This window comes from Acinetobacter sp. B-6 (genome assembly GCF_056930735.1).
The window spans coordinates 194,959-208,498 of the sequence record NZ_JBXPBY010000001.1 but is presented as its reverse complement, the minus strand read 5'-3'; the positions used below and the strand labels follow the sequence as shown (position 1 = coordinate 208,498).

Below are 13,540 nucleotides of genomic sequence, written 5' to 3'. Positions count from 1 at the left end.
TCCTCCCTCCTAGAGTGAAGATTAAAGATTTGAATTTAAATATTATTTCATGCAGTTTTTTCTTGTTGGATGAATAAATGTCTTTGGGTTTTATCTTGATATTCTAAATATTGACGTTGAATATCGATGTGCCCTGCAATACGTTTGGCATCATGCCATACCCCCCAAATAAAACTTGAACCGCGCCCATATAGATAAGGCAAGCCAACAAAATAAACCCCTGGTTCAGTGGATACACCTAACTTATGATTGGGTTTACCATTCACATCAAAGGCATTTACATCTAACCAATCATAGTCATAGCCAAAACCTGATGCCCAAATAATTGAGCCAATGCTGGCTTGAGTTAAATCCAGCGTTAAGATCGGTTGTTGAATACATTGAGCATCTTTCAAGATATGGCGAGCTTCTGGTTCTTCGGGTAAATCGATACCCGTACGTCGAACATACGCGTCTGCGGCATCTAGAAATTCAAAATATGCCTGATCACTTTCTTGTAAATTCTTTTGCAGATCATCGTGAAAACTTACGTTATCTTGATCAAATTGTTTTGTCATTCCTACAAGCGTGATGCCTTCAATTGCCAATCGTCTAAAATCAATCGATTGCCCCCCATGTGCCCCACTGACCGCCAAGCCTTTTAAAGGTCCTGTATCGGTTTTGCTGCTGTCCCATCCGCCCAATACACCTAGCCACCACACATTATCACGTTGCCGATAAACACGAGGTGGTCGCTCATGACGCCCCACAGATAAATAGACTTTTTTGCCAGCACGATTTAATTCATCAGCAATTTGCACACCTGAAGAACCTGCCCCTACAACCAAGACAGCACCATCTGGCATTTGCTCTGGGTTCTTGTATTGATCAGAATGTATCTGGTACAAATCTTGTCTTTTCGGTGCTATCTCAGGAATCATGGCTTTTTGAAATGGCCCTGTTGCCACCACAACCCGATGTGCTTTTAAGGTACCTTGAGATGTTGCAACAATAAATCCTGCCGCTTGCGGATTGGTTTGTACTTTTTTGACTTCTACATGTGTGTAAATAGGCGCATTAAATCGCTTGGCATATTTTTCAAAGTATTCCGCAACTTGATCATGGTGTACAAAACTATCTGGATCTGCATCAAACGCCATATTGGGAAAGCGGTCATGCCAACAAGGTCCATTGGCCACTAAAGAATCCCAACGGCGTGTACGCCAAGCTTCCGCTATTCGATTTTTTTCTAAGACCACATGAGGAATGTTTAATTCAGTCAGATGTTCACTCATTGCCACACCAGCTTGACCTGCACCAATAACCACCGTATCTATTTCTAATTGATCTAAACTCATTTTTAATCCTTGTCGAACTGAGTCATTTATTTTCAACAATTCATTGTTGAATCCACTCCAATGTTGTATTTCCCAGCTGTAACGGGTTGTATATATGCTTTGCTTTATATTTCGCTTTGCAGAAGTGAAATATCGAAAAGAACAAAAACATTGTTTAAGAAAAATATAGGCAGTCGATGAGTAAAGAGAAAATAGGATATCCAAAACAAATGAATCAAGAAAACTGAACCTAAGAACCAAATCAATGAAATTACTCAATAAATTTTAAATATTTTTGAATTTTTATTGCGCTTTAGATTGCTACGGAAAAACTAAATTAATAGAAAGGAAAACACAAATTGTGACTCTAAGCGAAGTCAGCATACTAGATGAATACTTTCATTGACTTAGGACGCAGCTGTGAAACATACCCGTATTCGGACTTTTAATACTCAAAAAACCTATCCAGAACAAAACTTGGACAATGATCTTTGCCAAGCTGTGGTGGCACGTGGTCGCACTGTATTCCTTCGTGGGCAAATTGGGCAAAATCTAGATACATCTGAAAGTGTCGCGCTTGCTGATGTCAAAGGTCAAACTGAACAAGCCATGTTTAACATCGACATGCTGCTCAAAGAAGCAGGAGGTGAGTTGGCTGACATTTGTAAAATCACCATATATATCGTCGATCCACGTTATCGTGAAGATGTCTATCGTGTCGTAGGTAAATGGCTTAAAGGTGTCTATCCCGTTTCAACTGGAATCGTTGTTTCTGCTTTAGCTCGACCTGAGTGGCTTGTAGAAGTCGATGCGACTGCTGTGATTCCTGATTAAAATAAGCAACGACACGAGAACGCTATGACATTTTCAATTATTGCAAGATGTAGTGAAACAGGACAATTTGGTGCTGCGATCAGTTCATCCTCTCCCGCTGTTGCCGCAAGATGTATTCGTGCCAAAGCTGGTGTCGGGGTTGCAGCAAGTCAAAATATAACTGACCCAAGTTTGGCCAACATTTTACTTGAAATGACCAAATACAATATATCACCACATCGCGCGATCACGGAATTAACTAGAAATACAGATTTCATAGAATATCGACAGTTGAGTTTATTAGATGCCGTGAATGAGCCTGTTGCATTTAGTGGAGAACACACCTTAGGGATTTATGCACAACATATTGGGAAGCATGCAGTATGTGCAGGTAATTTACTCGCAAATGATCAAGTGCCCCATGTTATGCTGAAACAGTTCGAACAAAGTAAGGGTGTTTTAGCAGAACGTTTGCTCAAAGCACTAAAAGCTGGAGAACAGGCTGGTGGGGAAGCTGGAGCAATACATTCTGCTGGTCTTTTAGTTGTTGACAAGTTGGAATGGCCAATCATTGATTTACGCGTAGACTGGTCAGAGCGACCCATTTCCGATCTCATCGAACTATGGCAGATTTATCAACCGCAAATTGATGATTATATATTAAGAGCATTAGATCCAATGCGCGCGCGTAGCTTTGGTGTTCCAGGAAATGAATAAACCTTTTTAGGGTATACAATGGAGGTGTATCCAAAGTGTTAAATCGAATTTCTTTAAGACAAATGGAATACTTTGTTGCAACCGCAGAATGTGGCAGCATCATCATTGCTTCGGAGAAGATACATGTATCCTCTCCATCTATTTCCGCTGCAATTGCACATATTGAAGCCGAATTACAAACTCAACTCTTTATCCGACAACATGCCAAAGGCTTAATCCCAACCACTGTGGGCAAAAGTGTCATGTTGGAATGCAAAAAAATCTTAAATCAAGCATCCAGCCTATACTCTCTTACGGCTGAATTTTCAGGTTCAATTCGTGGACCTTTAAAACTTGGGTGCTTTCCTGCTTTTACACCGATGATTTATGCCGACATCATCAATGGCTTTTCCAATTTATATAAGCAAGTTTCTTTAGATCTCTATGAAGATGATCAACAAGCTCTTCTCAATGCACTGATCCGTAACGATATTGATTTGGCTTTAACCTATGACCTGAATATAGATGCAAATATTATTCATTTTGAACCATTAACCAAGTTACCACCACATGCACTGGTCAGTGAACAGCATCCCTTGGCTTTATTGCCTGCTGTCACCCTAGAGGAACTCTCAACATATCCCATGATTCTTTTAGATATGCCCTTTAGCAATGAATATTTTTTATCGTTATTTAGCACTAAAAATCTCAAACCCAATGTTGTCCGCTCTTCAAAGAATATTGATGTGGTTCGTTCAATGGTTGCCAATAATATTGGTTATACCATATTAAATGTTCGCCCAAAAAATAATTACAGTCTTGATGGTAAGCGATTGATACGAATACGCATTGCTGAAGAACATCGCCCCATGTATATCGGTATAGCAACCCCTAAAAATGTACCAAAGAATATTGTCGTTGAAGCATTTATTAGTCGTTGTAAAAGCTTTATCTCTGATCAATTTATTTCTGGTATGAGCTCTGCTCATTTCTACGATCCCTATATAAAAAACCAAACACAAAAGGACGCCTCAGATGTCTAACTTATCTAGTATTCAATTGCTTCAAAAACTTATTGAATTCGATACGACATCGCATAAAAGTAATTTAGCGCTGATCTCTTATGTCAAAAATCTACTTGAATCTAAGGGAATCAGTATATTTTTAAATTCAAATGCTGAGCAAACCAAAGCCAACTTATTTGCAACGATTGGACCTAAAGACCAAGCTGGCATCTTATTGTCTGGGCATACGGATGTCGTCCCCGTTGAAGGACAAGCATGGAGTAGTAATCCATTTCAAGCATTGATCAAAGATCATAAAATTTATGGTCGGGGTACTGCGGATATGAAGGGGTTCATCGCCTGTGCAATTCACGCCATGATCAAGGCAGTAGACTTGCCTCAACTAAATAAACCACTACATTTATGTCTTTCTTATGATGAAGAAATCGGTTGTATTGGTGTACGCGGTATTCTTGGTTTGCTCTCCGAATTTATTATTCAACCAGAGCTTTGTATCATTGGTGAGCCCACCAGTATGAATATCGCAACAGGTCATAAAGGTAAAGCGGTATTCAAAGCCATATGTCATGGTCAAGAAGGTCACTCTGCTTTAGCACCATTGTATGTCAATGCAATTCATAATGCGCAAAGTTTGATTGAGGCGATTCGCACTACGCAAAAAGAGATCGCGGAATGTTCTATTTTAGACACGGACTATGATGTACCCTTTAGCACGGTACACATAGGAAAAATACACGGCGGTAAAGCGTTAAATATCGTGCCCAATGAATGTATCTTAGATTATGAGATTCGTAATATTGCTGAACAAACAACAGATGCCATACAAGAAAAAATTTTTAATTATATTGAACAGAGTCCTTCTGCAAAATTTGTCAATATTCAGGAAATCAATCAATACCCCGGACTGAATACATCGACGACCATTCAAGCGGTTAAATTCTTACAATCACTGCTCAAACCCGAAACTGAATTACAGAAAATATCATTTGGTACAGAAGGCGGATTATTTCAACAGCAATTGAATACGGCTGTGTTAGTTTGTGGTCCAGGTTCGATTCAAGTCGCACACAAGCCTGATGAATATATCGAAATTTCTCAGATGGATGAATGTGATGCTTTTTTTGAGCGTTTGCTCAGTTGTATTGCCGCTTAAACATGATGCAGATTGCAAAATTTTATTTCAAAAGGATATAAAGGTTCAACTGTTTTACTAGATGAAGTATTGATACCTATAAGAAAATAGGGATGCCTATTAATTTGTTTTTTCTAAAGCAAAAGCTTATATAAAACGAATTCACAACCTGATCTAAAAATTATACGGTTTATTGTGCCATAACATTAAAATTCTAAGGAAACTCAATGAAACTCAAACAGGATTGGTTCGATCAACTTTCTCAAATTAAACTCCCAAAGTCTTATTTTATAGCAGGACAATATGTTGAGGCTAAACAAACATACCCTGTCACAAACCCTGCCACTGGCGAGTTTTTAGTCAGCATGTCAGCATGTGATGCACAAGAAGTCAATCAAGCTGTGCAACATGCCAGAAATACCTTTCAAAGCGGGGTGTGGTCAGGATTAGCCCCACGTGAACGTAAACAGAAACTCAAAAAACTTGCAGAACTGATTCTTGAACATGCTGAAGAACTTGCCTTACTTGAAAGTCTCAATGTGGGCAAACCGATTCAAGATTCACTCAATGTTGATATTCCCGGTGCAGCATTCTGTTTTGAGTGGTATGCGGAAAGCATCGATAAAATGTATGATGAAATTGCCCCGACCCACCACGATCAGTTGGCGATGATTTGTCGTGAACCCATCGGGGTTGTTGCAGCTATTGTACCGTGGAACTTTCCACTGGATTTAGCGAGTTGGAAACTTGCACCTGCATTGGCAACAGGGAATTGCGTGCTGCTAAAGCCTGCTGAACAATCTCCTTTTACGGCACTTAAACTGGCAGAACTTGCCCAACAGGCAGGAATCCCAGATGGTGTTTTGCAAGTCCTTACAGGCTTAGGGCAAGTCACTGGACAAGCCTTAGGACGCCACCCTGATATTGATTGTTTGGTCTTCACAGGCTCGACGGAAACAGCCAAAAAGTTTTTAGTTTATTCAGCTGAATCCAATATGAAGCCTGTTTGGCCTGAAACAGGCGGAAAAAGTGCCAATATTATCTTTGCAGATGCAAATATTGATCAAGCTCTTGACAAAGCGATTTTTGGGGCTTTCTATAACCAAGGTGAAGTGTGTTCTGCAAATTCGCGTATTTTATTGGAACACAGTATTGCACCACAATTTATTCAAAAATTTGTCGAAAAAGCAAAAAATATCAAGATTGGGCATCCACTTGATCCCAATACCCAAATGGGTTGCTTAATTGATCGCCAACATGCCAACAATGTACGACTAGCAATTGACCAAGCTAAGGCACAAGGTGCTGAATGTCATAGCATTACTTTAAATTTAGATGATGATTTAGATCAAGCAAGCTATATTGCGCCAACAATTTTGACTGGCGTTACAGCAGAATTTGATATCTTTCACCAAGAGGTTTTTGGTCCAGTGGTGAGTATCACAACCTTTGAAACTCAAGAAGAAGCAATCGAACTTGCTAATCACTCAATCTATGGACTTGCCGCTTCGATCTGGACGCAAGATATCCAAAAAGCCATCATTCTTTCCAAGCAACTTTTAGTTGGGACTGTATCCATCAATACCGTAGATGCTTTAGATGTCTGCACACCTTTCGGTGGATACAAGCAATCTGGCTATGGTCGTGATTTATCGCTACATGCAATCGATAAGTTTACTCAATTAAAAACCACTTGGATTCAACTCTAAGCACTTATTTTTACTAAATATTGATGAGTAAATAAAGATTACTGGATATCAAAAACTTCAAAACTCTCCAAGATAATTATTTAAATTGAATCTGGCAGTTTTATCCCATTGCATTGACTGTCAGATTTATTTTAACAGCACGATTTATAAGCCAAGCACCAATACGACAAAAACAAGGTGATATTGACGATACTTACGCTGATTGCCGAATGTCCATTGGATCATCACAGTCGATCATCACTTTAATGACATCTGGAGGCGCAGATATTGCAAAGTCAAAGGCTCGTATACTTTCATTGAAATGAAAACGCTTCGAAATTAATGGCTTTACATCAACTTGCCCTGATGCAATTAAAGCCAGTGCTCGGTCATAATTATTGACATAGCGAAAGATTGAAATACATTCGATTTCTTTCACTTGCAAGGCAACGATATCTATCGGTACAGGTTTTTGAGACATACCTACAAAAACTATTTTACCAGATGGCTTTAGGCATGCGGGTGCAACAGCAATAGCATCTGGATTCCCACTGCAATCTATAAATAAATCTGCTCCATTTGGAAAATGATGTTGGCTACATCGTGTTAAATCTTGATGAATGACATTACAAGGAATTAAACGTTGACCATAATGCTGTATTAAAAAATCAAGTTTTTCCTGTTTAACATCGGAGATGATGATCTGACTACAGCCTGATGCAAGTAAAGTAAGCGCCATTAATGCGCCTATTGTTCCTGCACCAGAAACCACGGCAACATCACCCGGTGAAATTCCAACTTTACATGCCACATGCACACCTGAAGCAAGTGGTTCAACCATCGCCCCCTCTTCAAGACTGACATGATCTGGCAATTTAAAGCTTAAATGTGCAGGATGTATCACCGTTTCACGTAAAATGCCATGCACGGGAGGTGTTGCCCAAAATTTAATGTTGGGATCTAAGTGGTAATGACCTTGTATTACTTCTGAGGAGTCATGTTCAAAAACGCCTGGCTCCATACATACCCGATCTCCGACACGCAGATGGCTGACTTCTCTCCCAACCTCAGTCACGATGCCACTGGCTTCATGTCCAAGAACCATTGGTGCTTTGACAATAAAATCACCAATACGTCCATGTTGATAGTAATGAATGTCACTGCCACAAATCCCAACTTTCGAGATTTTAATCCGTACATCCTGCGCACCTAAACTTTCATTGATCTCAATGTCTCGAATTTGAAGTTTTGCTTTTTCCTCTAGTACCAATGCTTTCATCATGATGTCCTTTTATGACGTTATCAATCTGCCTCATCCTTTACATAACGAAAGTGAATATTTTTTAAAATATCCACTGCACTGTATAAAAGAAGTCGATTACCACCAATATTCCAACTGTGCTCCAAAATTCGATCCATTGCTTAGATTTTGAAAACGACTGTTGGGCTGGGTCAAAGCTCGTAATTTTTGTTCTTCATCATTCCAAAACGCATAGGTATAATACAGACGTAGTTCTGGACGGTCATAATACCCTGTACCTTTGATCGACCATGTTGGCGCAAATGTAAGTTTAGTTAAGTTACGCGTTTGATCATTTTGTTTGATCTGGTCATAGCCAATTTCCGTTGAAATCTTAAAGTGATCTTGAACCACATAGGCGACTCGTGAACCCAATGAGATCCAATCACGGTTATCTTGATCCTTAAATTGATCTTTTTGATAAAGCGCCAAGGCTTGTCCATTGAATTTCTTATTGTTTGACTCCCAGTCCAACGCCTCAATGAAACGCAGTGATGTATTGTCACGTCCAAGTGTCGGATCTCCTGTATAACTCAGCCCCACACCCGCACCTTCACCATATTGTAAGACCAAGGTATTTTTACCATTTAAAACATCTGATGTGATATTTTGTACAGTGAGTGACCAACCCAGTTGATCTGCATCAATCAAAGAAAGCCCTGTATTGAGTTTATTTTTAGGTGTCCACTCGAAACCTTTGACAGTAAGATCATGCCGATTTACATAAGGTTTTTGGAATACGTTATCTTTTCTTGAAAATACATAACTAAATGATAAATCATTGATTTTATAATCATCAATACCAAAACCTGTACCACTTTGGTTCCAATAAAACAAATCAGACATATGGATATCACTACGATTATAAAAACGTCGCCCTGCCCATAAATTCGCACCATTCAAATAAGATACATTGCGCCAATCTAAATAAATTTGGTTTAATCGCGCAAAACCATTGTCATCATTGAAACTTAAAGTCTGCCCATATTGGTTATAAAATTGAAGCATGCCATTTATACTGAGCTCTGAGTTATCTTTTAACTTTATAAGATTTTGTTTAGCAAACAATTCTGCATATTGCTCACATTCATTCCCCAAACGATACTTTGAAGATGCGCCAGTCAGTTTAAAACATTCTTGTGTTTTTCCATCCTCCGTTGCTCCCATTCCAGCGCGCATATAGCCATGAAACTCAAGTGCTGAAGCAATTTGAGAGACAATAAAAATCGCTGTTCCAACAATCCATGCAGTTTTTTTCATATTTAATTCCTTTTTTTAAGTATGAGTTTCTCCAATCCCTGATTCATCATGAATAGAGATGAGAGTTTTTCGATTGTGTTGAATTGATCTGAATAAATTAATTATTCATCACCGCTGAATAAAACACGATCCTTGGTTTTATTCAGTATTTGTTGCCAATATTGATCCTTCGCGTCCGATTAAAAGCTTCATTTTTATTTATAGATAATCATTAGGAAGCATGTCTTCTGGAATATTCTGATAACTCACGGGTCTTAAAAACCGTCGAATTGCCATTGTCCCAACAGAAGTCGCGCCAGAATTAGTCGAAGCTGGATAAGGTCCTCCGTGCACCATTGCATCACAAACCTCTACACCTGTTGGCATGCCATTGACAAGAATACGACCTGCCTTACGTTCAAGCACAGGCAATAACATCTTTGCCAACGATTTATCTTTTTCATCAAGATGAATTGTGCAAGTGATTTGTCCTTGTAGAGATTTTGCAATTTCCATCATTTCCTGTTCATTTTTAACCACTACAATCAATCCCAATGGACCAAATACTTCTTCGGCTAAATCAATATTTTTTAGCCATTCTTGACCTGTCGTCGTAAACATTGACGGTGATGCCTGACGAATTTCTTCTGATGCAATCAAGCATTGACTGAGACCTTGGGTCTCGGCGAAACGTTTCACTGCTGTGTGATAACAAGCTGCAATATGCTTACTAAGCATAATTTGTGATTTGATTGAAGAGAGCATTGTGGTTGCCGTTTGAATAAATAGCTGTGTAAGTTCTCCTTCAATCAAAACAACCACACCGGGATTGGTACAAAATTGTCCTGCACCCAAGGTCAAAGAGTCTGCCCAAGCTTTAGCAATGTCCTCGCCATGATTTTCGATTGCACTTGGCAATATAAACATCGGATTGATTGAGCCTAACTCACCAAAGAATGGAATCGGTTCTGGACGTGTAACACACAGATCAAATAAAGCGCGACCACCACGTAGCGAACCTGTGAAACCTACAGCTTTAATCAATGGATGCTGCACCAGTGCTTGTCCGATCTCGTATGTTCCACCTTGGACAAAATTAAATACCCCCTGATGTAGTCCACATTTTTGAACCGCATGATGAATGGCTTCAGCAATGATTTCTCCTGTCCCAGGATGAGCCTCATGACCTTTAACGATCACTGGACATCCCGCCGCTAAAGCTGATGCGGTGTCTCCACCTGCGGTAGAAAATGCCAAGGGGAAATTGGATGCACCAAATACAACAACAGGACCAATAGGACGCTGGACAAGACGTAGCTCTGGACGCGGCAAAGGCTGTCTTTCAGGCAGTGCGACATCATGACGGCGATCCAGAAAATCCTTTTTTAAAATATGTGCTGCAAAAAGGCGAAGTTGTCCAACTGTACGCCCACGCTCACCTTGCAAACGTGCAATCGGTAAGCCAGTTTCTTGCGTAGCGATTTCGGTAATTGCATCTGCACGTACCTCTATTTCATCTGCAATGGTATTTAAAAATAAAGCGCGTTGTTCGACTGTTGAGTACCCATAACTCCAAAAGGCATCCTCCGCAGCTTCACAAGCTTGATTGACCAATTCAATATTTCCCACTGAAAAATGATAAGTAGGACCTTCAATGGGCTGGCTGACAAATGTCTGCTCAGTTGCAACCCATTGCCCAGCAATCAAATGTTTGCCCTGTGGTTTAAAAGACATAGCAACTTCCTGTATTTAAATAGGTAAATTATCCAAAGTATCTAACTCGAATCGCATCAATTGCGACCGCAATAAAAATCATGATTCCACCAATCATTCCCACGTAGAATGACGGGACATTGACGATGGCTAAACCGACTTGAATGACGGTGAGTAATAACACACCTCCCAACACACCTTTCACATTGCCCCGACCACCAAATACACTGATTCCACCGATAATGGGTGCTGCAATGGCATAGAGTAAATAGCTTGAACCTTGGTTTGAGGTGATTGCCATTTGCCATGACGCCAAGAGGAATCCTGCGAGTGCTGCAAGAAAACCAGATAAGGTATAGGTCATGATTTTGACGCGATTCACGCGAATACCTGCCGAAAGAGATGCCGCTGGATTTCCACCGACTGCATAAATTGAACGTCCCAACACCGTATTCTTTAAAAGAATGCCAACAATGATCAGCATCAATAAGAAAACAATCGGCATCAAAGGCCATCCAGCAATTGTCACCTGTCCAATCCACGTGTAACCTTCAGCAAAATTATTCAGTGTTTTGCCTTGAGTTAATGCTAAGAGTGCGCCTTGCAGGATGATCATCATGGCTAAGGTTTCGATCAATGCCACCATTTTTAAGCGCGTGATACACCAACCATTAAAAAAGCCAATTGCCGTACCAACTATAAGTCCCAGTAACATGGCAATCACCCAAGGCAGTCCCCAATCTGAATAGGCAATTGCACCAACCGCTGCTGAAAAACCTGCATTTGCTGGAATAGAAAGATCAATTTCAGCAATTAATAACGGTAAAGCCACTGCCAAGCCTAATAGTCCAAGCACCGTGGCTTGAACCATAATATTTTGCAGATTGAATATGGTGAAAAAATACTCATTGAACACACCAAAGATCACCACCAGTGCGATCAGCCAAATCCAAACCACGTTGTGTAATATCCAGCCTAAAATTTCCCGTATATTTTTCTTAGGTGCAATTGAGACTACGCTTTTGCTTATCATTTCATTATTCATTTCTGTTCCTCTCAGACATGCCTCAATGCATCACGCTTGAACCGATGTACGTAGGCGTTCGACAGTAATATCCGTTCCTGCCAAAATTTCTTTGATCCTGCCTTGATCAAAAATACAGACCCGATCTACAACTCGAATCAGCTCATCCAAGTCGGTCGATACAATAATCACAGTAACGCCTGCACGACTCAGTTCATCCAGAATACGCAGTACATCTTGTTTAACCCCGATATCAATTCCCCGAGTTGGTTCATCCACCATGAGCAACTTGGGTTGAGCCGCCAGTACACGACCAAGGCAAACTTTTTGCTGATTACCGCCACTCAAAGTATCCACCGAATATTCAGCACTGAACGCTTTAATATCCATCGCTTTAAAATAGTGTGAAATTACAGTGTCTTCAGTTTTTTGATTGATAAAACCGAATTTTGAACGCAATGAAAGCGACGACAGTGCGATATTGGAACCGATAGACATCTGTCCTACAGCGCCATCATGACGACGATCATCCGATAAATAGGCGATCCCCATGTCAAAAGCTTCTCGTGGTGAAGTCGCTAAAGCCCTCGGCGGTTCACCATGCATCGAGATCGTGCCACTCGCTGAGTGTAAACCAAATATTGCACGGGTAATTTCTTTGGCACCTGCACCCGGCAACCCTGTGAAACCGATAATTTCTCCCTGCCCAATATTCAATTGTGCTAAATCTAAATATTTCCCAGATATTCCACGTAAACTTATCGACGGTGTTAAATCACGATAATCTCGCCGCTCTCTTTGAAACAGTTCTAGATCACGTCCTATGACCAATTCAGTTAACTGTTCAGAACTCAGTTTCGATACATGCTCTGAACCACCAGCCAAAAGCCCATCTCGCAATACTGTGACCGCATCACAAATTTCAAGAATTTCATCGTTATAATGAGAAATAAAAATAAACGTCACACCAGTCGCTTTTAATTCATTCATAAAAGCAAAAAGCTGACGGCGATCTGCAACAGTCAATGCAGCGGTTGGTTCATCTAAAATAATGACTTTACCGCCAGAAAACATGGCTCTTAAAATATTCAGTTTTCGTCTCGCAACTGCATCCAACTTGCCTGCTAATGCTTTGGCATCTATACCAGTTTCAGCAAGCATTCGATTGGCATTGACAGTTAAAGCCTTCCAATCTATCCATCCATGCTTATTTGGCCAAATCCCGAGCATCAAATTTTCTTCAGCCGTCATGTTGTCAATGATCATGGGTTCTTGAGTCACCAAGAACACACCTACCGCTTCCATTGCCTTGACATCTACACGCTCAAGCACTTGTTCATTGAGCAGAATCTTTCCTGATGTTGGGGGAATTTGTCCTGAAATGATGCTGACCAAAGTAGATTTACCTGCACCATTTTCACCCAGCAATCCATGAATAGAGCCTTTTCGAATGGTTAACGAAACACCACGTAATGCCTGAACAGGACCATAACTTTTGGTAATGTTTTCTATTTTAAGAATTTGCTTTTCAACTACTTTTTCAATATTGCGCTCATGTAAACCCATTTTATTCACCAACATTCCTTATTTATCA

General features: G+C 40.2%; 11 protein-coding genes. 5 read left to right on the top strand and 6 right to left on the bottom strand.

Annotation, left to right across the window (positions count from 1 at the left end; genetic code table 11):
- Window positions 1-47: 47 nt before the first annotated feature.
- Window positions 48-1,337, bottom strand: a complete 1,290-nt coding sequence (locus AC1Z3T_RS00945) for a flavin-containing monooxygenase (RefSeq protein WP_035300345.1) — start codon at window positions 1,335-1,337, stop codon at window positions 48-50.
- 399 nt (window positions 1,338-1,736) lie between these two features.
- On the opposite strand from AC1Z3T_RS00945, the gene AC1Z3T_RS00940 reads away from it, so the two are divergent.
- The 5 genes from AC1Z3T_RS00940 to AC1Z3T_RS00920 all read left to right on the top strand — a co-directional run bounded on the left by AC1Z3T_RS00940 (window position 1,737) and on the right by AC1Z3T_RS00920 (window position 6,691).
- Window positions 1,737-2,150: a RidA family protein gene (locus AC1Z3T_RS00940; protein ID WP_004829077.1), complete on the top strand. Its 414-nt coding sequence runs from the start codon at window positions 1,737-1,739 to the stop codon at window positions 2,148-2,150.
- A gap of 24 nt (window positions 2,151-2,174) precedes the next feature.
- A complete protein-coding gene (locus AC1Z3T_RS00935) occupies window positions 2,175-2,846 on the top strand; it encodes a DUF1028 domain-containing protein (RefSeq protein WP_100885605.1) in 672 nt (223 codons plus the stop codon).
- Window positions 2,847-2,881: 35 nt separating this feature from the next.
- Window positions 2,882-3,868: a LysR family transcriptional regulator gene (locus AC1Z3T_RS00930; RefSeq protein ID WP_004829080.1), complete on the top strand. Its 987-nt coding sequence runs from the start codon at window positions 2,882-2,884 to the stop codon at window positions 3,866-3,868.
- Complete coding sequence (gene argE / locus AC1Z3T_RS00925) at window positions 3,861-5,003, top strand: acetylornithine deacetylase (RefSeq protein WP_100885606.1); 1,143 nt, start codon at window positions 3,861-3,863, stop codon at window positions 5,001-5,003. The genes AC1Z3T_RS00930 and argE overlap by 8 nt, the downstream gene beginning before the upstream one ends.
- A gap of 206 nt (window positions 5,004-5,209) precedes the next feature.
- Window positions 5,210-6,691: an aldehyde dehydrogenase gene (locus tag AC1Z3T_RS00920; RefSeq protein WP_100885607.1), complete on the top strand. Its 1,482-nt coding sequence runs from the start codon at window positions 5,210-5,212 to the stop codon at window positions 6,689-6,691.
- 193 nt (window positions 6,692-6,884) lie between these two features.
- On the opposite strand, the gene AC1Z3T_RS00915 is transcribed toward AC1Z3T_RS00920, so the two are convergent.
- The 5 genes from AC1Z3T_RS00915 to AC1Z3T_RS00895 form a co-directional block, all read right to left on the bottom strand.
- On the bottom strand, window positions 6,885-7,949 hold the full coding sequence (locus AC1Z3T_RS00915; protein WP_100885608.1) for an NAD(P)-dependent alcohol dehydrogenase: 1,065 nt from the start codon (window positions 7,947-7,949) through the stop codon (window positions 6,885-6,887).
- Window positions 7,950-8,048: 99 nt separating this feature from the next.
- Window positions 8,049-9,230, bottom strand: coding sequence for a maltoporin (locus tag AC1Z3T_RS00910; protein ID WP_100885609.1), 1,182 nt, complete (start codon window positions 9,228-9,230; stop codon window positions 8,049-8,051).
- Between the two features lie 198 nt (window positions 9,231-9,428).
- The gene (locus AC1Z3T_RS00905) at window positions 9,429-10,943 is read right to left on the bottom strand and encodes an aldehyde dehydrogenase (NADP(+)) (RefSeq protein ID WP_100885610.1); all 1,515 of its coding nucleotides are present in this window, start codon (window positions 10,941-10,943) and stop codon (window positions 9,429-9,431) included.
- A gap of 28 nt (window positions 10,944-10,971) precedes the next feature.
- On the bottom strand, window positions 10,972-11,967 hold the full coding sequence (locus AC1Z3T_RS00900) for an ABC transporter permease (RefSeq protein ID WP_100885611.1): 996 nt from the start codon (window positions 11,965-11,967) through the stop codon (window positions 10,972-10,974).
- 30 nt (window positions 11,968-11,997) lie between these two features.
- Window positions 11,998-13,527 carry a sugar ABC transporter ATP-binding protein gene (locus AC1Z3T_RS00895; RefSeq protein ID WP_263510977.1) on the bottom strand — a complete coding sequence of 510 codons (1,530 nt, stop codon included), beginning with the start codon at window positions 13,525-13,527 and terminating at the stop codon, window positions 11,998-12,000.
- Window positions 13,528-13,540: the final 13 nt, after the last annotated feature.

Excerpts from the sequence above, each read along its gene's own strand:
- AC1Z3T_RS00945 (WP_035300345.1), bottom strand. The coding sequence starts at position 1,337 with ATGAGTTTAGATCAATTAGAAATAGATACGGTGGTTATTGGTGCAGGT.
- AC1Z3T_RS00935 (WP_100885605.1), top strand. The coding sequence starts at position 2,175 with ATGACATTTTCAATTATTGCAAGATGTAGTGAAACAGGACAATTTGGT.
- argE (WP_100885606.1), top strand. The coding sequence starts at position 3,861 with ATGTCTAACTTATCTAGTATTCAATTGCTTCAAAAACTTATTGAATTC.
- AC1Z3T_RS00920 (WP_100885607.1), top strand. The coding sequence starts at position 5,210 with ATGAAACTCAAACAGGATTGGTTCGATCAACTTTCTCAAATTAAACTC.
- AC1Z3T_RS00915 (WP_100885608.1), bottom strand. The coding sequence starts at position 7,949 with ATGAAAGCATTGGTACTAGAGGAAAAAGCAAAACTTCAAATTCGAGAC.
- AC1Z3T_RS00910 (WP_100885609.1), bottom strand. The coding sequence starts at position 9,230 with ATGAAAAAAACTGCATGGATTGTTGGAACAGCGATTTTTATTGTCTCT.
- AC1Z3T_RS00905 (WP_100885610.1), bottom strand. The coding sequence starts at position 10,943 with ATGTCTTTTAAACCACAGGGCAAACATTTGATTGCTGGGCAATGGGTT.
- AC1Z3T_RS00900 (WP_100885611.1), bottom strand. The coding sequence starts at position 11,967 with ATGAATAATGAAATGATAAGCAAAAGCGTAGTCTCAATTGCACCTAAG.
- AC1Z3T_RS00895 (WP_263510977.1), bottom strand. The coding sequence starts at position 13,527 with ATGTTGGTGAATAAAATGGGTTTACATGAGCGCAATATTGAAAAAGTA.